Here is a 20,820-nt window from a genome sequence, read left to right as displayed (position 1 = left end):
CACCCGGCGGACCGGGCACGACGTCAGCGCCGACGGCGGCGGAAGCTGATCGACTTCGCACCGGCGCCGACACCGGCGAGGTGCAGCGCGACGCAGAGCAGTCCGGCCATCAGGAGCGTCCCGCCGTCGAGGACGGTGCCGAACGACGCGTTCGCCAGGTCGAGCAGGAGAGCGAGGCCGAAGATGACCGCGGCGATGATGGCAAGCACTGGAGCCTCCAGGTTGGGGTGGTTACCCGCCAGTTACCCCGTCGTCAGGTCCCCCAAGCAGGCGTTCGGCCCAACTTCGAGCCAGTCCGAGTCCCGCCAAGACCTGATCGCCGCGTCCCGACCGTCCGGCGACCCGCGTTACGACCGTCCGGCGAGCCGAGGCACGCGCCGCGTTACGACCGCCGCGCGAGCCGAGGCACGCCGGTGCCCGTCGCGGCCCAGTCCAGCAGGCCCGCCACGTCCACCCCGTGCGGCGGGTCGTCCCGGTACGGCGAGATGTTGCGCGCCCCCCGGTCCAGCAGGGACGAAGCGCCGGAAGCGTTGCCGCGCAGCGCGTGCGTCAGGCCGACGGCCAGCTGAGCCAGCCCGCGCCACAGCTCCCGTTCGGACTCGGGCGCCGTCTTCCACGCGTCCTCCAGCACTTCGTGCGCGTGGAACGGCCGGCCGAGGTCGAGCAGGCGTTGGGCCTCGGTCAACGACTCCGCGGGCGTTCGCGGCACACCCTCGGGCTGCCGCTCGACGCCCGGAGCCCCGTAGGGCAGAGGACGACCGAGCCCGTCACGCGGTCTCGCGTTGCGGGCCCGGCCCTGCTCGTCGCGGTCGCGCGGGCTGGTCGACACGCCTTGATCGTGTCACGGACGACCGTCGCGCGAAACGGTCAGCCCTTGATCGGCCCGGAGAAGCGGATGTGGTTGCCCGACGGGTCGCGGAACGCGCAGTCGCGCACCCCGTACACCTGGTCCACCGGCTCCTGCATGACCTCGGCGCCCGCTGCCCGGACCTGCTCGAACTTGGCGTCGCAGTCGTCCACCTGGAAGATGACCGACCCCAGCGACCCCTTGGCCATCAGCTCCTTCATCGCGGTCGCGTCGTCCGCGGGCCGGCCCATCTCCGGGTTCTCCAGCATGATCTGGACGTCGGGCTGGTCGGCCGGTCCCACGGTCAGCCAGCGGTACTGCTCGATCGGCGCGTCGAGGCGCACTTCGAGGCCGATCACGTCGCGGTAGAACGTCAGCGCCTCTTCCTGGTCGCGGACGTGGAGGAACATGTGGGAAACCTTGATGCTCATGACCGTGAACCTATCCTCGCTGGTCAGGCTCGTGCTTCTCGAAATCTGCTCGGTCGTGTGACGGCCTTGGACCAGCACGCGGGCACGACGGCGACCGCGTCGTGGCTGCGGGCCCGGTAGGCGCTGGGCGTCTCGCCGACGAGCTCGGTGAACCGCGAGCTGAACGAGCCGAGCGACGTGCAGCCGACCTCGAAGCACACCTCGGTGACGGTGAGGTCACCCCGCCTCAGCAGGGCTTTCGCGCGTTCGATGCGCCTGGTCATCAGGTAGTTGTAGGGCGTCTCGCCGTAGGCCGACTTGAACTGCCGGGCGAAGTGCGACGGTGACATGAGGGCGGTGCGCGCCATCGCGGGCACGTCCAGCGGTCGGGCGTACTCGCGGTCCATCAGGTCGCGTGCCCGGCGCAGGTGGGCGAGTTCTTCCGGTCGCACGCGAACAGCATGGCACGGTGATACTGGCGGACGTGTCCGAACAGGACTGGGTCCTGCACGTCGACCTCGACCAGTTCATCGCGGCGGTCGAGGTCGCGCGCCGGCCCGAGCTGCGCGGCAGGCCCGTGGTCGTCGGAGGAACCGGCGACCCGACGCAACGCGCCGTGGTGGCCACCGCGTCCTACGAGGCGAGGGAGTTCGGCGTCCACTCGGGCATGCCGTTGCGGCTGGCCCGGAAGCGGTGCCCCGACGCGGTGTTCCTCCCGTCCGACGGGCCCGCCTACGAGGCGGTGTCCGCGCACGTGATGGACGTGCTGCGCGAACTGCCCGTGGTGGTCGAGGTGATCGGCTGGGACGAGGCGTTCCTGGGCACCCGAACCGACGACCCGGAGGCGCTGGCCCTCGCCGTCCGGCGGGCGGTGAAGGCGGAGACCGGGTTGGACAGCTCGGTCGGCATCGGCGACAACAAGCTGCGCGCGAAGCTCGCCACCGGTTTCGCCAAGCCCGCCGGCGTGTACCGGCTGACCAGGGACAACTGGGTGGAGGTGATGGCCGGACGGCCGGTGACCGCGTTGTGGGGCATCGGTTCCCGCACCGCGGCCAAGCTCGCCGCGCTGGACGTCCGGACGGTCGAGGAGCTGGCACGTGCGGACGTCGACGTGCTGGCGGCGCGGTTCGGCCCGGCGATGGGGCCGCACTTCCGGCAGCTGGCGCTGGGCGCGGGCGACACGAACGTCTCCGCGACGCCGTGGGTGGCGAAGTCGCGCAGCCGGGAGACGACGTTCCAGCGCGACCTGGCCGACCCGGACGAGATCCGCGCGCAGGTGCGGCTGCTCGCACGGCGGGTGGTGGACGACGTGCGCGCGGAAGGGCGGCCTGCGGTGCGCGTGGTGGTGAAGGTGCGGTTCGTGCCGTTCTTCACCTACACGCGGGGCGTCGCGCTGGGGGAGCCGACGATGGAGCCGGAACCGATCGAAGACGCGGCTGTGGCGGCGTTGGCGCGTTTCGAGGACACTCGCGCCGTGCGCTTGCTGGGTGTGCGCGTCGAGTTCTCCGGGGGATGACCGTGGGCAAAGTGGTGTTGAACGGGTCGGTGTCGCTGGACGGGTACAGCGCCGGGCCGAACGCGAGTGACGACCACCCGATGGGCGAGGGCGGTGAACGGCTGCACGAGTGGATGTTCGCCGAGGGCTCGGACGGCGACGCCGCGTTCGCCGCGACCGTCGGCGCGGTCGTGCTGGGCCGGCGGACGTTCGACCTGGGGCTGCGGTTCTGGCAGGACACGCCCTTCCCGGTGCCGAGCTTCGTGCTGACCCACGAGGGCCGCCCGCCGCTGGCGATGGAGTCGGCGTCGTTCACCTTCGTCACGGACGGCCCGGAGAGCGCCGTCAGCCAGGCGCGTGCGGTGGCCGGTGACAAGGACGTGCTCGTGATGGCGGCGGCGGAGTCCGCGCAGCACGTGTTGCGGGCCGGGCTGGTGGACGAGATCCGGCTCCAGTTGGTGCCGGTGTTCCTCGGTGGCGGCGCACGGCTGCTGGACGGGTTGAAGCCGACCGAGCTGGAGCGGATCGCGGTGGCCGAGGCGGACGACGTCGTGCACCTGAGGTACCGCGTCCTCAAGTGACGCGGTGCCCCAGTCGCGGTGTCGCGCCGGCGTTCCGCCGTCACGTCGAGCAAGCGGCCGTGATGCCCTCCATCACGGTGTAGAGGCGGGCGGCGGTGGCCCGGTCGAACTCGGGCCTGTCCAGGGCGACCGGTGTGCCCGCCCGTGAAGCGGTGAGGGGCGCGGTGGGCGGGTCCGCCAGGAACCGGTGGACCTGGTCCGCCGCGTCGGCCACGTTCCGGGCGAACAGCCCGGCCACCACGTCCAGCGCCTTGCCGCGCAGCCCGCCGACCTGCGCGCCGAGCCCGCTGTCCACGAACATCGGGTTGTGCAGCACGTACCGGACCGCGCTGCCCGGGTACCGGTCGGCGAACCCGGCGCCGAGCAGGTCGGTGGCGCGCGACGCCTGGCTGACCGCGTGGAACGCGCGGTACCTCCCGCTCAGCGCCAGGTCGTCCCACCGGATGCCCGGCCCGCGCAGCCCGGCCACCCCGCACACGCTCACCACCACCGCCCCGGTGGGGAGCACGGGCAGCAGCCGGTCGACCAGCGCGAACCGGCTCACCGCGTGCAGCGCGAACGTGTGCTCCAGGCCGTCCGCGGTGATCACCCGACGCGGGCTGAACCGCCCCGCGCCGAGCACCAGGTGGTCGACCACGTCGAACCGCGCCGCCACCTCGTCGGCCACGGCCGCCGTGCCCGCCACCGTGCCGAGGTCGCCGCGGATCAGCTCGACCCCCTCGGGCGCGACGGCCGACCGGCCCACCACCGCCACCCGGTGCCCTTCGCGCGCCAGCCGTGCCGCCAAAGCCCTCCCGATGCCGTTCGTGCCGCCCGTGATCACCGTGTTCGCCATAACCTGAAGCCTGGATCGCGGCGCGACGACACGAAAGAAGGCACATCCATGTCACTGGTGCCCGTGCCGGTCACCCCGGCCGACCGCGCCGCCTGCGGCGTCGGCGACGTGCTGGCCCGGGTCGGCGACAAGTGGAGCCTGCTGGTCCTGGTCCTGCTCGCCGAACGCCCCTACGGCTTCAACGAGCTCGACCGCGCCGTGCACGAGCTGAGCCGCCGCATCCTCACCCGCACCCTCCGCCAGTTGGAACGCGACGGGCTGGTCAGCCGCGAGGTGCGGCCCGGCAGGGCCGCCGGCGTGGAGTACGCGGCGACCGGGCTGGGCCGCTCCCTGCTCGACCTCGTCGTCCCCCTGGGACAGTGGGTGCTGGAGCACGGCGATGACATCGACGCCGCGCGTTCCCGTTACGACAACGCGTCCAGCACCCGCCGCGCGGTGTCCACACTGGACTGAGGGTTCTGGCCGGTGACCAGGTTGCCGTCGACCACGACCGTGCTCGACCACGCCGGCCCCGTCTCCGGCACCGCGCCCAGCTCGCGCAGCCGCGACTCGACCAGGTACGGCACGGCCAGGCCGCCCTGGCGCTCCTCCTCGTCGGTGAACACGGTCAGCCGCCGGCCCGCGAACGCGAACGTGCCGTCCTCCCGCACCGCCGACAGCAGCCCGGCCGGCCCGTGGCACAGCGCGCCGACGACCTTGCCCGCGTCGTCGAACGCCACCAGCAGCCGACCGAGGTCCGGGTCGGACGCGAGGTCCGCCATCGGGCCGTGCCCGCCGGGCAGCAGCACGCCGTCGTAGTCCGCGACGTCGACGTCCGCCAGCCGGAGCGGCGCGGCCAGCTCTGCGTCGATCGACTTCAAGTACTCGCCGAACTCGTCGGTGAGGCTGGCCGCGTCCACGGTCGGCCGCGCGCCGCCCGGCGTGGCGATGTCCACCCGCACGCCCGCGTCCCGCAGCACGCGGACCGACTCGACCACCTCCTCGGCCCAGAAACCGGTGGGGTGGCTCGTGCCATCGGCCAGCACCAGCTCGTCGGCCGCCGAGACGACCACCAGAACCCTGCTCATCGGTCCAACCCTTCGCTTGTGTTCCGCCTGCTGTCCGGACAACCGCAACCCCATCACGTTTCATCCGGTAGCGTTCGGCGAGCCATCACATTCCTTATAGCCGCGGAGTTGCGCGATCACCGATCTCGACCTGCTGGCCACCTTCGTGGAGATCTACCGGGCCGGCTCGCTCACCGCCGCCGCCCAGCGCCGCGGCCTGACCCAGCCGGCCGTCAGCGGGCACCTCGCCCGGCTGGAGCGGGAGCTCGGCGAGCCGCTGTTCACGCGCTCCAGCCGGGGCGTGACGCCGACGGCGCGGGCCGACGAGCTGGCCCGGCGGGTCGGCGCGCACGTGGACGGGCTGCGGTCGGCACTGTCCGAAGTGGACGACCGTGGGGCGTACGCGGGCACGGTCCACCTGGCCGGCGCGGTGGAGCTGATGACCGCACGGGTACTGCCCGCGCTGGCCGCGTTGACGGTGCGCGGGCTGCGGCTGCGGATCACCCTCGGCCTGGCCGACGACCTGCTCACGGCGCTGGCCAACGCCCGACTGGACCTGGTGGTGTCGTCGGTGCGCCCCGCGGACCGGGCGCTCGTCGCCGCGCCGTTCGTGGACGAGGAGTTCGTGCTGGTCGGCGCGCCGACGCTGGTGCGCACGATCGACCGCTCCCTGCTGGCGACCGACCCGGTGCGGGCGCTGGCGCACCTGCCGCTGGTCGCGTACGCGGAGGAGCTGCCGATCGTGCGGCGGTACTGGCGCAGCGAGTTCGGCCGCCGTCCGCCCAACCCGGTCGCGGTCGTCGTGCCGGACCTGCGGGCGGTGCTGGCGGCGGTGGTCGCCGGCGCGGGCGTGTCGGCGTTGCCGCGCTACCTGGCCGAGCCCGCGCTCGCGGCCGGGTCGGTGGAGTTGGCGCACCAGGCCGCCGTGCCACCGTTGAACACGCTGTTCCTGGTGACCAGGGTCGGCGGGCTGGCGAACCCGTCGGTGGCGTTGGCGCACGGCCACCTGATGGCCAGGTCGCGCGACTAGGGCGTGCTGTGAGCCGGGTCGCGCTGTGAGCTGGGGCGTGCTGCGAGGCGGGCGATAACGTCTGCGCCATGCTTGTCGAACTGGCCATCGGGGACGCGTACGGCGCGGGCTTCGAGTACGCCGACCGGTCCTTGGTCGCCGGCCACAACACGCTCGCCGGCTACGTCCAGCACCCCCGTCACCTCGGCATCCGACCCGGCGCGTACACCGACGACACGCAGATGACGCTGGCGCTGGCCGAGCTGCGGGTGTCCGGTGCGCCGTGGACGCCCGAGAACGTGGCGTCGGCGTTCGTGACCGCGTTCCACCGCGACCCGCGCGAGGGTTACGCGCGCGGGTTCCAGGCGTTCCTGGAGACCGTGCACACCGGCGCGGAGTTCCTGGCCCGCATCCGCCCGGACAGCGACAAGAGCGGTGCGGCGATGCGGGCCGCGCCGGCCGGTCTGCTGCCCACCGTGGCCGACGTCCTGCACCACACCGACGTGCAGGCCAAGGTCACCCACGACACGCCGGACGGCGTCGCGGCGGCGCGGGCGGCGGCGTTGGCCGTGCACTACTGCCACCACGGGCTGGGGCCGGTCGCGTCGGTCGGCTCGTGGATCGCCGAACGGCTCGGCTCGGACGTGTGGGCGCGGCCGTGGCAGGGCAAGGTCGGGTCGAAGGGCGTGATGAGCGTGCGGGCGGCGTTGACCGCGTTGTCCGCCGGCGGGTCGTTGAGTTCGGTGCTGAGGGAGTGCGTGGCCTTCACCGGTGACGTGGACACGGTCGCGACCGTCGCCCTCGCCGCCGCGTCGCGGTCCGCCGAGATCCGCGCCGACCTGCCCGCCGTGCTGGTCGACGGGCTGGAGAACGGGTCGTACGGCCGCGACCACCTGGCCCGCGTGGACGCTCAGCTGCTGTAGTGGTCGAGCAGTTCGGCGACCCGCTCCTCCGGCCACGGGCAGCGGACCTCGCCGAACGTCGCCGCGAAGAACAGCTCCAGGTGCGCGTGCCACGCCGCGAGCGCTTGCGGCGCGAACGCCGGATCGTCGACCGCGTGCGTCAGCTCCACGGTCGTGCCCTGGTCCGGGTCGTGCCGGAACTCCCAGCGCACCCGACCGGTGGGGGAGTCGAACGCCAGCACGCGCGGCGGCGTCCGCTCGACCAGCGGGCCCGCCGGCACGTGCGGGTTCGTGGCGCCGGTCGGCACGTCTTCCCCGCCTCCGGTGAGGAGCGCCCACACCTCGTCCAGCGGACGCCAGACGAGGTCGCGGACGAACCGCACCACGCCGCCGTCCAGCCGGCCCTCGTCCAGCCCGAACTCCCGGACGTACCGCTCCATCGGCCCGAGCACGTCCGCGGGCGGCTCGAACGGGCGGTCGGCCAGGCGGGCTTCGAGGCCCGCGAGGCACGTGTCCCAGCCCGCGGCGTTGCGCCCGGCGCCGTGCTCGTCACCGAGGACGTGCGTGAACACCAGCAGGCAGCCGCGGTCGTGCGGCAGCAGCTCGAACCTCAGCACGTCGGTGTTCCACCGGAACGCGAACACGTTCGGCGGGTCGGACTCCAGCACCTCGCCGGTGGTGACCTGGTCGGGGAACGAGAACGTCATCTCCCGCCCGTCGACCGCCACCGCCGCCGGGAACCAGTGCGCCAACTCGCCCGGTTCGGTCACCGCCCGCCACACCTTGGCCCGCGGGTGCGCGAGCACCCGTTCGAACCTCAACACGGGCTTGCCGTCGATCCTCCGCAGCTCGGTGCTCATGAGTCCGGGTCCATTCCGTCCAGTCGGCGTTCCAGGGCGTCGAGGCTGTCCTCCCACATCCGCCGGTACGGCGCGAGCCACGCGTCGATCTCGGCCAGCGGTTCCGGCCGCAACCGGTAGAGCCGCCGCTGCGCGTCCCGCCGCACCTCAACCAGCCCGGCCTCGCGGAGCACCTTGAGGTGCTTGGACACCGTCGGCTGGCTCACCGAGAGCCCGTCGACCAGGTCGTTGACCGGCCGCTCGCCGTCCCGCAGCACGTCGAGGATCCGTCGCCGCTGGGGGTCGGCGAGTACGGCGAACGTAGATGCCATAGCGGCAATATAGCCCGCACGGCATATGCGCTGTCAACCCGCCCGGACGCCGACGTCAGGCGACCACCTCCGCCCGGCGGATCGGCATGAGCGGCTCGGGGCTGGTGGTGAGGAACCCGGCCACCAGGTCCGTGCACAGGTCCGGCCGCTCGAACAGCATCAGGTGCGAGGTGCCCGGCAGGATGCACAACTGCGCGTTCGCGATCCCCCGGTACAGCGCGACCGTGTGTTCCAAGTGGACGATGTCGTCGTCGCTGCCCAGCACGAGCGTGGGGCTGGTGATCGCGCCCAGGTCGACCACCTCCGGGTCGTGCGCCGCGCGGGCGAACTTCTCCACGACGACGGGCAGGTGGTCGCGGCCGTCCGGTGACACCTCGGCGTACCGGTCGGCGATCTCACCCGGCAGCTCGCCGCCCGGCTGCGGCAGGAACACCCAGCCGTCCTTGGCGAAGGCCGTGTTGAGCACCGCCAGCCCGCGCACCAGGTCCGGTCTGCGCTGCGCCACGCCGAGCGCCACCACGCCGCCCGCGCTGTACGCCACCAGGTGCGCCGGGCCGCCGACCACCTCCTCCAGGAACGCGATCACGTCGCCCGCGAGCACGTCCACCGACACCGGCCCCGGCACGTCCGGCGTCCGACCGTGGCCCCGGCGGTCCACCAGGAACACCCGGAAGCGGTCCGCCAGCCGCGCCAGGCTCGGCTCGAAGTCCCGCGAGTCGCTGAACCCGCCGTGCAGCAGCACCACCGGCTCGCCCTCGCCGCGCACCTCGTACCAGGTGCGCACGCCGTTCACCGTCTCGTACATCACGTTCCTCCCCGTAGGTCTCACCTACTCGTACGGGAGGGGTCCGACAAAATCATCGGCAGAGCGAAGAGTTCGAACAGATGATCACCCAGATAGGTGGTCGAACCGACCATCAGGGAACCCGAGAACTCGACCAGCACCAGGGCGAACGGCCGGTAGGCGCCGTCCTCGTCCGGCCGGTACTGGCCGAACGCGGGCGTGCCGTTGGCCCACGTCGGCACCAGGCGGGCCGTCTCGCAGCCACTGTCCTCGTAGGACAGCGCGACCGCGATGTCGGCCCGCCCGCGCAGCCACCACGCGAACGGCGGCATGGTCATCGTCGCGTCCTCGTGCAGCAACGCCACCAACGTCTCCACGTCGTGCCGCTCGAACGCCGTCGTGTACCGCTCCAGCAACGCCTTGTCGAACGGCTGCAACGGCGCGGGCCTGCGGTCGGCGAGAGTGGCGCGTGCGCGTTGCAGCGCGCTGTTCACCGAAGCGACCGTCGTGGACAGCAGCTCCGCCACTTCGGACGCCTGCCAGCACAGCACGTCCCGCAGGATCAGCACCGCCCGCTGCCTCGGCGGCAGGTGCTGCAACGCCGCCACGAACGCCAGCCGCACCGTTTCCCGTCCCACGGCCACCTCGTCGGCGGGCAGCACCCGCGCGTCCGGCATCGGCTGCACCCACGTCGCGTCGGGCAGGGGCGCGCCCAGCGGCGTGCCCGCGGCGGAGGGCGACGTCAGGTCCATCGCCGTGGCCCGCCGCTGCACGCTGCGCAGCATGTCGAGGCACACGTTCGTGGCGATCGAGTACAGCCAGCCCTTCAACGACCCGCGCCCCGGGTCGAACGTGCGCCACGCCCGCACGAACGTTTCCTGCACGGCGTCCTCGGCCTCGAACGGCCCGCCCAGCATCCGGTAGCAGTAGCCGGTCAGCTCCACTCGATGCGCTTCCAGGTCCACCCCCACACGTTAGGATGAATCTCGGCGCGCCTCGACCCCGGTGCGACCCACATCCTGCGTGGCACGACCGCGTGAACTCTTCCGCTCGAACGATCCGAGGAGCCTCCGTGCCGCGCACGTTCACCGGTTCGCCCGTCCGCGACCTGCTCGCCCTCACCGCCCGTCCCGAGGTCATCTCGTTCGCCGGCGGCCTGCCCGCGCCCGAGCTGTTCGACGTCGAGGGCCTGCGCACGGCCTTCGACCAGGCGTTGGGCCGCCGCTCACTCCAGTACGCGCCCACCGAGGGCGACGTCGACCTGCGCGCCCTCGTCGCCGACCGGCTGACCGGGCGCGGCCTGGCCACCGGCGTGGACGACCTGCTCGTCACCAGCGGCTCGCAGCAGGCGCTGACGCTGGTCGTGACCGCCCTGCTCGAACCGGGCGCGGTGGTCGCGGTCGAGGAGCCGACCTACCTCGCCGCGCTGCAGTGCTTCCAGCTCGCCGACGCGCGGATCGTGCCCGTCGCCGGTGACGAGCACGGCATGGACCCGGCCGCGCTGGCCGACGTGATCGAGCGGGAACGCCCCTCGCTGCTGTACCTGGTGCCGACGTTCGCCAACCCGACCGGCCGGACGCTGAGCCTGGAACGGCGGGTCGAGATCGCCGCGCTGGCCGACCGGCACGGCCTGTGGGTGGTCGAGGACGACCCGTACAGCGAGCTGCGCTACCGCGGCGAGCCGGTGCCGTCGCTGGCCGCGTTGAGCGACCGGGTGCTGCACGCGGGCAGCTTCTCCAAGGTCGGCGCGCCGGGCATGCGGCTGGGCTGGCTGCGCGCGCCCGCGTCGCTCATGCGCACGCTGGTGATCGTGAAGCAGGCGGCGGACCTGCACACGTCCACCATCGACCAGGCCGCGGCGGCGGCGTACCTGAAGGCCAACGACCTCGACGCGCACGTCCTCGGGTTGTGCGCGGCGTACCGGGAGCGGCGGGACGCGATGATCGCGGCGCTGCCGTCGACCGTGCCCGCCGGGACCCGCTGGAGCGACCCGGACGGCGGCATGTTCGTGTGGGTGACCCTGCCCGATGGCGTGGACACGAACGCGCTGGTGATGTCGGCGTTGGAGCGGGACGTGGCGTTCGTGCCCGGCGCGCCGTTCTACGCGACCACACCGGACCTGTCGACGCTGCGGCTGTCGTTCACCACGAACACGCCGGCCGTCATCGCCGAGGGCATGCGGAGGCTCGCGACCGTCCTGCGGTGACCCGGGCTCGGCATCGACCTTCACGGTCGACCCGTGTGTTCCGCACGGGTCGACCGTGACACCGCGAGGGTGTGAGTTGCGCGCCGCCGGCCACAACGTGGTCCCCATGGAAAGAACTTCGATCCTCTCCCTCGTGGTGTCGGCCGCGCTGGGCATCGCGATCGTCGCCGACGGCGACGACGACTGGACCGGCTTCGGCACGTGGGGCCTGGTCGCGTGCGCGCTGGCGTACCTGGTGATCGGGTTGCTGCGGGGCGCGCTGAGCCGCCCGGAGGTGGCGTTGGCGCAGGTCGGCGGCGTCGTGGTGTTCGGCGCGGTGGCGACGGTCGCGCTGCTCGTCGACCCCGACGTCGGCCGGTACGTGGTGGCGGCGGGGTGGTTCGCGCACGCCGGGTGGGACCTCGTGCACTTCCGCGCGCGGCTGGTCGTGCCGACCTGGTGGTCCCTCGGCTGCATCGTGGTCGACACCGTCGTGGGGGTGTCGCTGGCGTGGTGAGGCACTTCGTGGAGATGCTGGTGGCGATGGTGGTCGGGATGGTCCTGCTCGACCCGGTGTGGGGACTGGTGGTGGCTTCCGACGTGCTCGCCCGGGGTGATGTCGCGGCGCTGGTGATGGCGACGGACATGACGGCCGGGATGTCGCTGTGGCTGTGGTTCCGCCGCCACCCGTGGCGGGAGGTCGTCGGGATGGCCGCGGCGATGTACGCGCCGTACCTGGTGCTGCTCGGTCCGTTCTGGGCGGGCTGGGTGTCGGCGTCGGCCCTGCTCGTCGCCGGGCACGTGCTGATGCTGCCGGCCATGGCCCTGGTGATGTGGCGGCACCGCCCGTGATGCGCCGTGCGCGGGTCCTCACGCTGGTGTCGCTGGGCGTGGCGTGGTCGACCAGCCTGGCCGGGCCGGGGATCGGCGTGCTGCTCGAACCGCGGCCGGCCTGGCAGGTGCTCGGGCTGGTGGGCGTGGTGCTGTTCGGCGCGGCGCACGCGGGGGTGCTGTACGCGGCGGTGACGCCGGTCGCGAGGGCACCGTGGGACGCGGCTTTCGTGGTGGCGGCCTTGTCGTCGGTGCCGTTGCTCGCGCCCGTCGCGGTCGGGCGGTGGGACACGTGGGCGTGGGTCGGCGCGTCGCTCGTCGGTACGGCTCCGGTGCTCGTCCGGCGGTGGTGGGTGGTGGCGCCGCTCGTGGTCGTGGTCGCCGTGGTGCTCGCGCCGGAACCGCTGCGGGCGTTGGTGATCACCGGTGGTGTCGGCGCAGGGCTGGCGTTGACGCACGTGCTGCCGGTGTGGCTGTGGGACCTGGTGGTGCAGGCGCAGCAGGGGCGCGAGGCGCGGGCCCGGTTGGCGGTGATCGAGGAGCGGCTGCGGTTCGCGCGGGACGTGCACGACCTGCTGGGGCACCGGTTGACGGTGATCGCGTTGAAGGCGGAGCTGGCCGCGCGGCTGGCGGACGTGGACGCGTCACGGGCGGGTGCGGAGGCGGGGGAGGTGCGGGAACTGGCGGCGTCGGCGTTGGCGGACCTGCGCGAGGCCGTGCACGGGTACCGGGCGGTGGAGCTCGACGAGCAGGCGTCGGCGATCGAGCAGGTGTTGACCTCGTCCGGGGTGCGGTGCACGGTATCCGTGCCGTCGTCGCTGCCCGCGGCGGCGCGGGAGCTGTCGTGGGCGTTGCGGGAGGCGGGGACGAACGTGCTGCGGCACAGCCGGGCGCGGTGGTGCACGATCGAGGTCGTGGTCGACGGTGACGACGTCCGGCTGACCGTGGCCAACGACGGCGCGTCCGGCGTGCGGGGGCACGGGTCGGGGTTGGGCGGGCTGGCCGAGCGGCTGGCCGGGGTCGGCGGGTCGTTGCGCACGGGGGAGGAGGCCGGGGTGTTCACGCTGGTGGCGACCGTGCGGTCGTGATACGCGTGCTGCTGGCCGACGACGAGGAGCTGATCCGGGTCGCGGTGGCGGCGCTGCTCGGGTTGGAGCCCGACCTGGAGGTCGTCGCGCAGGCCGGTGACGGTCGGGAGGCGGTGCGCGCGGCGCTGGCGCACCGGCCGGACGTGGCCGTGGTGGACCTCCAGATGCCGCTGCTGGACGGGTTCGAGGTGACCGCTTCGCTGGCGTCGTCCCTGCCGTCGTGCGCTGTGGTGATCCTGACCGGGCGTGGGAAACCACCCCACCTCCAGCGCGCGCTGTCGGCCGGGGCGAAGGGGTTCCTGCCCAAGGGTTCGCCTGGCGGCACGCTGGCCGACGTGATCCGGCGGGTGCACGGTGGCGCGCGGTACGTCGACCCGGCGTTGGCGGCGGACGCGCTGACCACGCCGCCGTGCCCGCTGACGCCGCGCGAGCTGGAGGTGCTGAGGTTGGCGGAGTACGACACGCCGGTGGCGGTGATCGCCCGGCGGACGCACCTGTCGGCGGGGACGGTCCGCAACCACCTGTCGGCCGCCGTGGCGAAACTCGGCGCGGCGAGCCGTTCGGAGGCCTACCTGACCGCGCACGACAACGGCTGGCTCTGATCTTCCCGGCTCCGGTTCCCCCGGTGCGGCCCGGTCCGGGGACCGGTTCGACGCCGTTCCCGGCAGGTAGCGGACGTTTGCGGTCGCACGAGACTTGGCCGGGGTGACCGGCGTCCCTACTTTCCGGGCATCTCAAGGGAAGAGGGGGCAGATGACCGACCACACGCAGTCGATCCAGTCGCCGCGACCGCCGACCGGCGCGCGTCCGGCGGTGGTGCTGCTGGCGGTGCTCGTCGTGGTGCTGATGGGGGCGGCGGTGCTGACGATCGTGCTGTTCGTCGGCGCGCGCGAGGAGCACGGGCTGGAAGTCCAGGGGCTGGACCGGGCGAGCAGTTCGCTCGCCGAAGCCGAGGACCGGCTCGCCGCGACCGACACCGCCAACGACGAGGTGGCCAACCAGATCTCCCGGCTGGAGACGCAGAACGCCGAGCTGCGCAAGTGCGCCGTGCCGGCCAAGGAATCGATCATCGCGGCCAGGGATGACGACGACGCGGCCCTCGGCCCCGCCGTCTCCCGCGCGTCGGACAACTGCTGAGCTGGGAGCACTCGCATGACCACGCCCGAAGCCGACCGACAGCCCACCACTTCACCGCAACCCCAACCCGTGCCGCCGCCCGCCGCTCAGCCGGAGACGCCGCCGGCGTCGCAGCCGCAGTCCGTTGGCCAGCCTGCGATTCCACCGACGTCCCAGCCCGCGACCCCGCTGGAGCCGGCGCAGACGTTCGAGCCGCAGTCACAGCCGCAGTCACAGCCGCAGTCACAGTCACAGTCACAGTCGAACCCCGCCACCACGCAGCCCCAGCTCCCCACCCCAGCGGAGGCGTCCGCAGCGTCCCAGCCGCCGCTCCAGCCAGAGCCGACCGCTCAACCGGAGCCGTTCCCGGCGTTCGACCCGCAGCAGCCCCAGCTCACCACCCCGTCGGAGCCGTTCCCGGCGTCGCCCCACCCGGCACCCGCCACCCGGAGCCGGGCGCCGATCGTCGTGCTGTCCGTGCTGGCCGCCGTGTTCGCCCTCGCCACCGCCGTCTTCACGTTCCTCTACCTCGGCGAACGAGCCGACCGGGACGCCATCGCGGCCTCCCGCGCGGACCGTGAGCGGGTACTCGCCGGCGTGCGCGAGCGGCAGGAAGAACTCGACCGGGCGCTGGGCACCAACCGCACCCGCGAGGCCGCGCTGTCCACCGACAACAGCTTGCTCAGCACCTGCGTGGAAGCGGCGAAGCAGTACTTCGACCTGCCGGCCGAGGAGTCACCCGAGTCGTCCCGGCTCTTCCGCGTCATGTACGACGTCTGCCCGCAGATCTGACTCCGACGCCGCCCGGACGCCGCGGACCGCGAGCCGGTCCGCGCGTTCGTTCTCCGGGTGCCCCGCGTGCCCCTTCACCCAGTGCCACTCGACCTGGTGCGGCGCGGCGGCGGCGTCGAGGCGTTGCCACAGGTCGACGTTCTTGACCGGCTGCCGGCCGGACGTCATCCACCCGTTGGTCTTCCACTTGGCCATCCACGACATGACACCGTTCCGCACGTACGTGCTGTCGGTGTAGATCCGCACCACCGACGGCCGCTTGAGCGTCTCCAGCGCCCGGATCGGTGCCATCAGCTCCATCCGGTTGTTGGTGGTGGCCTGCGACTCCCCGCCGAACAGGTCCCGCTCGTGCTCCCCGTACCGCAGCACCGCGCCCCAACCACCCGGCCCGGGATTCCCGCTGCACGCGCCGTCGGTGTAGACCTCCACCACCTGCTCCATGCGGCGAAACATACCGAGCCGATCCGGCCACCCGGGACACGGCGCTGGGCACGCCTCGCCGCCGACTTCACGTGACTCTCCGTTGCGCCGAGAGCGCAATCGCCTTCCGCCGCCCGGCGCCCGTGGGCACGCTGTCGGCATGGCACTGGGTTTCGCGGGTGAGGTGGCGGACTTCTACCACCGGTACCGGCGGGGATACCCGCCGGCGGTGTTCGACGCGGTCGTGGCGGCGTTCGGGCTGACGTCCGACGACGTCGCGGTCGACCTCGGGTGCGGCACGGGCCAGGTGACCGTGCCGCTCGCCGAACGCGTGCGCGCGGTGGTCGGGGTCGACCCGGAGCCCGACATGCTGGCGCACGCCCGGCGTGCGGCGGCGGACCGGGGCGTGGCGAACGTGGGCTGGGTGATCGGGACGGACGCGGACGTGCCCGCGTTGCGCGCCGTGCTCGGCGACGGGTCGGTCGGCGCGGTCACCATCGGGCAGGCGCTGCACTGGATGCGGCACGACGACCTGTTCACCTCGGTGCTCCCGCTGGTCAGGCATGGTGGTGGGGTGGCCGTGCTGACCAACGGGACGCCGCTGTGGTTGCAGGACAGCGACTGGTCGCGGGCGTTGCGGGAGTGCCTGGAGCAGTGGCTGGGCACGCGGGCCGGCAACGCGTGCGGCACCGACGAGGAGAGCCAGGAGCGGTACCGCGAGAGCCTGACCGCCGCCGGGTTCGGGACGTCCGCGCACCACGTCGACTACACCGGCACGCTGGACGTGGAGTCCATCGTGGGCGGTGTGCTCTCGGCCCTGCCCGTGGACCGACTGCCGCGGCCGGAGGAGCGCCCCGCCTTCGCCGACCGCGTCCGCCGCGCGCTGGAGCCGCACGCGCCGTTCACGGAGCACGTCCGCGTCACCGTGCTGACCGGGCGGCGGGATACGTGAAGATGAGCGGGTGAAGTGGTCACGAGCGGTGCGGCACGTCGAGGAGCTGGCGGCCAAGTGCGGGGAGCTGGCGAACCTGCCGAGTTCGATCCACCCGTTGCGGGTGGTGGCGTTGTGGGCCGTCGGGGACGTCCTCGGTGAGCCCCGGGACGTCGACCAGGTGACCGTCGCCGTGGTGGTCGACCTCCCGGTGGACGACGTGCCCTGGATGAGCGAGCCGCACGGGGCCGAGCACTGGGCGAACGCCAGCCGGATGTCGCGGAACCCCATCAGGCCGCTGTGGCGCTCGGCCCGCGCGCCGGTCTGGAACCACCTCGTCCACCGCCCCGCACTGGTCTGGGACGCGGTGGACGGGCCGGCGGAGAAGACCCTCGCGGCGCTCGCGGACGGACGCGGCGAGCAGGTCCGGCAGGCCGCGCCGGGAGCGGACGAGCTGCGCGCGCGCCTGCGTGACGAGTTGGCGGTGAGCCTGCGCGCACTGCGCCGGCAGACCCGTGCGTACGAGGAGAAGCGCTGGAGCCCCGGCAAGCTCACGACCGCCTCGGACGCCCTGTGGCGCGTCAGCGCCGGCTACCTCGACGTGCTGGACGCCCAGACCTCCTGAAGGGGCCGGTAGTCGATCACGGTGATGCCTTCGCGGTCGATGAGCTCGCGTGCCTGCGGGGAGATCAGGAACTCGTAGTCGGACCGGCGGACCCGCCAACCCCCGTCGACCGCCCGCGACCGCTCACTCGCGACGCTCGGGTGCACGGCCCACTCGCTGAGCCCCGGCGGCAGGTCGCGCAGCAGTCGGGCGTACCGGGCCGGCTTGGTGTCGACGTCGACGGAGAAGCTGTCCAGGAACGGGTTGTCCGTCACCGGCAGTCCGCGCCGCCGCATCCGCCGCCGGCCCTCGTCCAGCCAGACCCGCACCGCCAGGCCGTGTTCCGCCGCCAACGCCGTGGCCACCGCCAGGACGTCGTCCCGTCCACCGTCGGCCAGGCAGTGGAAGTCGAGGTGCGTAAGCCGCTCTCTGAGCCCGTCGCCGAGGCCGTTGCCGAAGCCGAAGACCGCGTCGATCTGTGCCCGGAACTCGGCCTCGACCTCGTCGGTCCGGGCGCGGGCGCGGAGTTCACCGCGCCTGGCGGCGGTGAACAGCAGGCCGTCCTCGTCCAGCAACGAGCCCACGTCCTCCTTCGCCGCCAACGGCCCCCACCGATCGGCGACCGCGTCGCGGACCAGGGTGAGGTGGATGCCGAACGTGATCCCCGGATGCCGTCGCAGCAACCCGACCGCGTGCCGCGCCGACGGACCCGACGTCATCAGGCTGCACGAACGGGCGATTCCCGCCTCTATCGACTCGACCACCGCCACGTCGACGTCCTCGTGCATGCCGAGGTCGTCGCAGTTGACGATGAGCACCCGCGCGTCAGGCGGATAACCCAGCAACTCACTCGACCGAGTGAACCCGGTGTGATCCATCCCCGCAGTGTGGCTGGCCCCCCGGGTCCCCGCCCTCGAATTTCCGGGGGCCGTCAACCGACGCGACGACCCCACTCGCGATCACCAGCCCCGCGAACGCCACTCGTCCAGGTGAGGTCGTTCACGCCCAAGAGTGGTGTCATCGCCGTGACCTGGGTAAACCCACGTGTCGTCCGGAAGTTCGGCGAAGATCCTGGTCTCCACGTCACCGATCAGCGACGTGAAGGTTTCAGGTGACGTCGTTTTGCCGACCCCTCCCGGGAAAAGCGAGTCGCCGGTGAAGACGTGGGGGTGCCCGCTTGGGTCGCGGTACAGGAGGGCGATGGAGCCCGGGGTGTGGCCGCGCAGGTGGATCACCGTCAACGGCACCTCGCCGACGTGCACGGTGTCACCGTGCTCCACCAGCACGTCCGGCGGAATCGGCAGCACGCCCGCGTCCGCGGCGTGCGCGACGGTGTTCGATCCGTTCGCGCCCGCCACCGCGCCGAGAGCACCCCAGTGGTCCTGGTGCTGGTGCGTGGTCACCACGGTCTTCAACCGAGGGCGGTCCACCGAGTGGCCCACCACGTCCGACAGCCGTTGCGGGTCGGCCGCCGCGTCGATCAGCAGCGCCTCGTTCGTCGCACGGCACACCAGCAGGTAGGCGTTGTTGTCCATAGGCCCGACGGAGACCTTCGTGATGGTCAACGCGTCCAACGTGCGCCGTGCCGCAGCCCCGCCCGGCGTCACATGCCCCGTGTAGTCCTCTAGTACGTCCACATCGGCCGACGGTAGCCGACCGGACACCCTCCAGGGGCAGCGCGACCGACCCCTAGGGTTGGAAACGATCAATACCGCCATCCCCGATGTCAGCCGAATAGGGTCTTTCCACCTCGTGCCTTCCCAACGCCGGATCAACTGGGACGTCCTGCGCATCCTCGCCGTGCTGTGCGTGCTCCTCCAGCACGCCACCCACGCCGGCCCGTCCGTCCACCCCGAACTCGGCCGCCCGTCCTTCGTCTTCAGCCTCGAATTCGGCGCGAGCGCGCTCGTGGTGATCTCCGCCTTCTTCGCCTGCGCGTCACTCGCCAAGGGCGAACCGGCCCGCTTCCTGCGCAACCGCCTGGCCCGCCTGCTGCCCGCCTACGTCGTGGCGGCCACCTGCACGTACGTCGTCCTCCGCTACCTCGCCCCGGCCGGCTGGAGCCACCTCGAACCCCGGGACCTGCTCTTCAACGTCCTGATGCTGCAGAACTGGTTCCCCGACGTCCGCCTGGTCGACTTCTCCTACTGGACCCTCCCGGTCCAGGTCACGGGCTTCGTCGCGGGCGCGCTGCTGGTGTCGAGGGTCCGCGGCCGGGCGGTCAAGGCGCTGCTCTGGGCGCTCGTCGTGCTGCCCCTGGTCACCCGCGCCTGGACGGTCGACGACGGCGTGGTCCGCACTCTCTACGACGGCCTGGGCGTGCACCGCGGGCAGTTGTTCGCCATCGGCGTCGGCATCTGGCTGTGGTCGAAGGGCCGCATCGGCGACCGGCACCTGTTCGCCCTGCTCACCGCGTGCCTGCTGGCCCAGGCCGTGCACAGCGCGGACTTCAAGTCGACCGTCGGGCTGGGCGTCCTGCTGATCGGCGTGTGCGCCGCGGCCGGCGGCCGGGACTGGGACATCGCCCCCGTCCGCCTGCTCGCCCGCCCCATCAAGTGGCTCGCCGGCATCTCGTACGGCGTGTACCTGGTGCACCAGGAGATCGGCTACGTCGTGATGGCGAAGGTCGCGGCCTACGGCCCGTGGACCGAGCTGGCCGCGTTCACCGGCGCCGCCGTCGTCCTCGGCTGGCTGCTGACGGCCTTCGTGGAACGCCCCGCGCACCGCGCCCTGACCGTGAGCCGCAACACCGTGAGCCGCGACACCGTCGGCGGCAACACCGTCCGCGGCAACACCGTGAACCGGCCGACCCTGAGCCGCCCCGCCCTGGCCGGCCTGCTGCTCACGGCACGCCTGCGCTCACCTCAGAGCCACTTGGGCAGCGTCGGCACCGACCCGTCCAGCCGCGCACCGCTGTGGCGCCCCGTCAGCCAGCCCAGCACGTCGGCCGCCGCACCGCTCACCGTCGACGACACCTCACTGGCCGCCGTCAGCGCCCAACCGCGTTGACCGCCGTCCGGGAACGTGACCTCCAACCGCACCGCCGGCACGTCCGGCCGGTCCGCGTACAGGCCGACCGCGTCCTCCACGAACCCCTCCAGCAGCTCGACCGGAAGGTCCTCGAACCCGATGCCACGGTCCAGGTCGACCAGGTGGAACCACACCTCGCGCAACCGCAGCCACGGCACGCGGTGCGCCAGGAACACCCCGCCCTTCGGGTGCACGACCTCCGCCTCCCACGCCGTCGCGGGCAGCTCGCGGGCGGCCGTCGAGAAGCGCTGGCACGCCGCGTCCAGATCCGCCCGCAGCAGCTGCGGCAACCTGCCCGCACCCTCGGCGATGTCCGCGTCACGGTCCGCCGCGCTCGGGTACATCTGGTGCTCGACCCCGGTCTTCGCCCACGTCAGCAGGTTCACCAAGGCGTCCGCGTTCCGTGCGAGATGCGTCACCACGTGCGCCCGGCTCCACCCCGGGAGCAGGCTCGGACCGCGCAGAGCGGGCAGGTCGAGGGCCGCCACGACCTCGTACAACACCTCCGTCGCCCGGTCGACCTCGGCGAGTCCGGTGACCGCGTCCTGGACCGCGGCGGACTGCTCGCGGGGCGCGGGTACGCTCGTCCGGTCGGATCGGACCTGGGCGGCATCGGCGAAGCTCATGGGCACCTCATCCCGGAGTTATGCGGCCGAACGGCCTATCACCCCAGCGTAGGGGCCTTGACTACCTGCCGGTAGAGCCGTTGGCGCACGATCGTGGAAGAGCCCGTAACGGTTTTG

General features: G+C 72.6%; 28 protein-coding genes and 1 pseudogene. 15 read left to right on the top strand and 14 right to left on the bottom strand.

Translation table 11 applies throughout. The features are described 5' to 3' along the window. Nucleotides 1–23: 23 nt before the first annotated feature. The 4 genes from OQ02_RS34705 to OQ02_RS34690 form a co-directional block, all read right to left on the bottom strand. Nucleotides 24–209: a hypothetical protein gene (locus tag OQ02_RS34705; RefSeq protein WP_033442895.1), complete on the bottom strand. Its 186-nt coding sequence runs from the start codon at nucleotides 207–209 to the stop codon at nucleotides 24–26. 173 nt (nucleotides 210–382) lie between these two features. After that, nucleotides 383–829, bottom strand: a complete 447-nt coding sequence (locus OQ02_RS34700) for a DUF309 domain-containing protein (RefSeq protein ID WP_033442894.1) — start codon at nucleotides 827–829, stop codon at nucleotides 383–385. A 38-nt stretch (nucleotides 830–867) separates the two neighbouring features. After that, complete coding sequence (locus OQ02_RS34695; protein WP_033442893.1) at nucleotides 868–1,278, bottom strand: VOC family protein; 411 nt, start codon at nucleotides 1,276–1,278, stop codon at nucleotides 868–870. Between the two features lie 23 nt (nucleotides 1,279–1,301). Next, nucleotides 1,302–1,664: a helix-turn-helix transcriptional regulator gene (locus OQ02_RS34690; RefSeq protein WP_051773165.1), complete on the bottom strand. Its 363-nt coding sequence runs from the start codon at nucleotides 1,662–1,664 to the stop codon at nucleotides 1,302–1,304. 77 nt (nucleotides 1,665–1,741) lie between these two features. Between OQ02_RS34690 and OQ02_RS34685 the strand changes: the two genes are divergently transcribed. Both OQ02_RS34685 and OQ02_RS34680 read left to right on the top strand, forming a co-directional pair. Continuing rightward, nucleotides 1,742–2,773, top strand: a complete 1,032-nt coding sequence (locus OQ02_RS34685; RefSeq protein ID WP_033442936.1) for a DNA polymerase IV — start codon at nucleotides 1,742–1,744, stop codon at nucleotides 2,771–2,773. Further along, nucleotides 2,770–3,333, top strand: a complete 564-nt coding sequence (locus OQ02_RS34680; protein ID WP_051773153.1) for a dihydrofolate reductase family protein — start codon at nucleotides 2,770–2,772, stop codon at nucleotides 3,331–3,333. Before OQ02_RS34685 ends, OQ02_RS34680 begins: the two co-directional genes overlap by 4 nt. 40 nt (nucleotides 3,334–3,373) lie before the next feature. Here the strand turns inward: OQ02_RS34680 and OQ02_RS34675 are convergent, their stop codons facing one another. Then, nucleotides 3,374–4,168 carry an SDR family NAD(P)-dependent oxidoreductase gene (locus tag OQ02_RS34675; protein WP_051773152.1) on the bottom strand — a complete coding sequence of 265 codons (795 nt, stop codon included), beginning with the start codon at nucleotides 4,166–4,168 and terminating at the stop codon, nucleotides 3,374–3,376. Nucleotides 4,169–4,216: 48 nt separating this feature from the next. On the opposite strand from OQ02_RS34675, the gene OQ02_RS34670 reads away from it, so the two are divergent. Then, a complete protein-coding gene (locus OQ02_RS34670; RefSeq protein ID WP_033442891.1) occupies nucleotides 4,217–4,621 on the top strand; it encodes a winged helix-turn-helix transcriptional regulator in 405 nt (134 codons plus the stop codon). Here the strand turns inward: OQ02_RS34670 and OQ02_RS34665 are convergent. Beyond that, on the bottom strand, nucleotides 4,573–5,235 hold the full coding sequence (locus OQ02_RS34665; RefSeq protein ID WP_033442890.1) for a type 1 glutamine amidotransferase domain-containing protein: 663 nt from the start codon (nucleotides 5,233–5,235) through the stop codon (nucleotides 4,573–4,575). The two genes, OQ02_RS34670 and OQ02_RS34665, sit on opposite strands and share 49 nt — an antisense overlap. 115 nt (nucleotides 5,236–5,350) lie before the next feature. On the opposite strand from OQ02_RS34665, the gene OQ02_RS34660 reads away from it, so the two are divergent. Together OQ02_RS34660 and OQ02_RS34655 are read left to right on the top strand one after the other, a co-directional pair. Beyond that, the gene (locus OQ02_RS34660) at nucleotides 5,351–6,244 is read left to right on the top strand and encodes a LysR family transcriptional regulator (RefSeq protein WP_033442889.1); all 894 of its coding nucleotides are present in this window, start codon (nucleotides 5,351–5,353) and stop codon (nucleotides 6,242–6,244) included. A 68-nt stretch (nucleotides 6,245–6,312) separates the two neighbouring features. Then, a complete protein-coding gene (locus tag OQ02_RS34655) occupies nucleotides 6,313–7,146 on the top strand; it encodes an ADP-ribosylglycohydrolase family protein (protein WP_033442888.1) in 834 nt (277 codons plus the stop codon). On the opposite strand, the gene OQ02_RS34650 is transcribed toward OQ02_RS34655, so the two are convergent. The 4 genes from OQ02_RS34650 to OQ02_RS34635 are packed head-to-tail and all read right to left on the bottom strand — an operon-like array spanning nucleotide 7,134 to nucleotide 10,045. Then, nucleotides 7,134–7,985 (bottom strand): SRPBCC family protein, encoded by an 852-nt coding sequence (locus OQ02_RS34650; protein WP_033442887.1) that lies wholly within the window; start codon nucleotides 7,983–7,985, stop codon nucleotides 7,134–7,136. The two genes, OQ02_RS34655 and OQ02_RS34650, sit on opposite strands and share 13 nt — an antisense overlap. Next, nucleotides 7,982–8,296, bottom strand: coding sequence for an ArsR/SmtB family transcription factor (locus OQ02_RS34645; RefSeq protein WP_033442886.1), 315 nt, complete (start codon nucleotides 8,294–8,296; stop codon nucleotides 7,982–7,984). Before OQ02_RS34645 ends, OQ02_RS34650 begins: the two co-directional genes overlap by 4 nt. Before the next feature lie 55 nt (nucleotides 8,297–8,351). Continuing rightward, complete coding sequence (locus tag OQ02_RS34640) at nucleotides 8,352–9,101, bottom strand: alpha/beta fold hydrolase (protein WP_033442885.1); 750 nt, start codon at nucleotides 9,099–9,101, stop codon at nucleotides 8,352–8,354. A gap of 20 nt (nucleotides 9,102–9,121) precedes the next feature. After that, nucleotides 9,122–10,045 (bottom strand): sigma-70 family RNA polymerase sigma factor, encoded by a 924-nt coding sequence (locus OQ02_RS34635; RefSeq protein ID WP_051773151.1) that lies wholly within the window; start codon nucleotides 10,043–10,045, stop codon nucleotides 9,122–9,124. A 107-nt stretch (nucleotides 10,046–10,152) separates the two neighbouring features. Here OQ02_RS34635 and OQ02_RS34630 point away from each other — a divergent pair, with 107 nt between their 5' ends. The 7 genes from OQ02_RS34630 to OQ02_RS34600 all read left to right on the top strand — a co-directional run bounded on the left by OQ02_RS34630 (nucleotide 10,153) and on the right by OQ02_RS34600 (nucleotide 15,092). Next, complete coding sequence (locus OQ02_RS34630; RefSeq protein WP_231500348.1) at nucleotides 10,153–11,286, top strand: aminotransferase-like domain-containing protein; 1,134 nt, start codon at nucleotides 10,153–10,155, stop codon at nucleotides 11,284–11,286. A 106-nt stretch (nucleotides 11,287–11,392) separates the two neighbouring features. After that, nucleotides 11,393–11,782 carry a hypothetical protein gene (locus tag OQ02_RS34625; RefSeq protein WP_156077493.1) on the top strand — a complete coding sequence of 130 codons (390 nt, stop codon included), beginning with the start codon at nucleotides 11,393–11,395 and terminating at the stop codon, nucleotides 11,780–11,782. Continuing rightward, nucleotides 11,776–12,117 carry a hypothetical protein gene (locus OQ02_RS34620; protein WP_231500347.1) on the top strand — a complete coding sequence of 114 codons (342 nt, stop codon included), beginning with the start codon at nucleotides 11,776–11,778 and terminating at the stop codon, nucleotides 12,115–12,117. Before OQ02_RS34625 ends, OQ02_RS34620 begins: the two co-directional genes overlap by 7 nt. Then, nucleotides 12,099–13,184, top strand: coding sequence for a sensor histidine kinase (locus OQ02_RS34615; protein WP_197043630.1), 1,086 nt, complete (start codon nucleotides 12,099–12,101; stop codon nucleotides 13,182–13,184). Before OQ02_RS34620 ends, OQ02_RS34615 begins: the two co-directional genes overlap by 19 nt. After that, on the top strand, nucleotides 13,181–13,786 hold the full coding sequence (locus OQ02_RS34610; protein WP_033442884.1) for a response regulator transcription factor: 606 nt from the start codon (nucleotides 13,181–13,183) through the stop codon (nucleotides 13,784–13,786). Before OQ02_RS34615 ends, OQ02_RS34610 begins: the two co-directional genes overlap by 4 nt. Nucleotides 13,787–13,937: 151 nt before the next feature. After that, a complete protein-coding gene (locus tag OQ02_RS34605; RefSeq protein WP_033442883.1) occupies nucleotides 13,938–14,321 on the top strand; it encodes a hypothetical protein in 384 nt (127 codons plus the stop codon). A 15-nt stretch (nucleotides 14,322–14,336) separates the two neighbouring features. Next, nucleotides 14,337–15,092 carry a hypothetical protein gene (locus tag OQ02_RS34600; protein WP_156077492.1) on the top strand — a complete coding sequence of 252 codons (756 nt, stop codon included), beginning with the start codon at nucleotides 14,337–14,339 and terminating at the stop codon, nucleotides 15,090–15,092. On the opposite strand, the gene rnhA is transcribed toward OQ02_RS34600, so the two are convergent. Next, nucleotides 15,036–15,533: a ribonuclease HI gene (gene rnhA, locus OQ02_RS34595; RefSeq protein ID WP_156077491.1), complete on the bottom strand. Its 498-nt coding sequence runs from the start codon at nucleotides 15,531–15,533 to the stop codon at nucleotides 15,036–15,038. The genes OQ02_RS34600 and rnhA overlap by 57 nt on opposite strands. 139 nt (nucleotides 15,534–15,672) lie before the next feature. Between rnhA and OQ02_RS34590 the strand changes: the two genes are divergently transcribed. Beyond that, nucleotides 15,673–16,464 carry a class I SAM-dependent methyltransferase gene (locus tag OQ02_RS34590; protein WP_033442881.1) on the top strand — a complete coding sequence of 264 codons (792 nt, stop codon included), beginning with the start codon at nucleotides 15,673–15,675 and terminating at the stop codon, nucleotides 16,462–16,464. A gap of 10 nt (nucleotides 16,465–16,474) precedes the next feature. Beyond that, on the top strand, nucleotides 16,475–17,068 hold the full coding sequence (locus OQ02_RS34585) for a DUF7711 family protein (RefSeq protein WP_156077490.1): 594 nt from the start codon (nucleotides 16,475–16,477) through the stop codon (nucleotides 17,066–17,068). On the opposite strand, the gene OQ02_RS34580 is transcribed toward OQ02_RS34585, so the two are convergent. Continuing rightward, nucleotides 17,035–17,925 (bottom strand): ChbG/HpnK family deacetylase, encoded by an 891-nt coding sequence (locus OQ02_RS34580; RefSeq protein WP_033442879.1) that lies wholly within the window; start codon nucleotides 17,923–17,925, stop codon nucleotides 17,035–17,037. The genes OQ02_RS34585 and OQ02_RS34580 overlap by 34 nt on opposite strands. Nucleotides 17,926–18,006: 81 nt before the next feature. Further along, nucleotides 18,007–18,684, bottom strand: coding sequence for an MBL fold metallo-hydrolase (locus OQ02_RS34575; RefSeq protein ID WP_033442878.1), 678 nt, complete (start codon nucleotides 18,682–18,684; stop codon nucleotides 18,007–18,009). Between the two features lie 115 nt (nucleotides 18,685–18,799). Between OQ02_RS34575 and OQ02_RS34570 the strand changes: the two genes are divergently transcribed. Continuing rightward, nucleotides 18,800–20,056 (top strand): acyltransferase family protein, encoded by a 1,257-nt coding sequence (locus tag OQ02_RS34570; RefSeq protein WP_033442877.1) that lies wholly within the window; start codon nucleotides 18,800–18,802, stop codon nucleotides 20,054–20,056. Here OQ02_RS34570 and OQ02_RS43060 read toward each other — a convergent pair. Beyond that, nucleotides 20,026–20,703 (bottom strand): annotated as a pseudogene (locus OQ02_RS43060) (maleylpyruvate isomerase N-terminal domain-containing protein); the annotation flags it as partial. The gene OQ02_RS34570 and the pseudogene OQ02_RS43060 overlap by 31 nt on opposite strands. Between the last annotated feature and the right edge of the window lie 117 nt (nucleotides 20,704–20,820).

It is taken from the genome of Saccharothrix sp. NRRL B-16314 (genome assembly GCF_000716595.1).
Taxonomy (GTDB): domain Bacteria; phylum Actinomycetota; class Actinomycetes; order Mycobacteriales; family Pseudonocardiaceae; genus Actinosynnema.
This window is presented reverse-complemented; position numbering and strand designations above follow the sequence as displayed.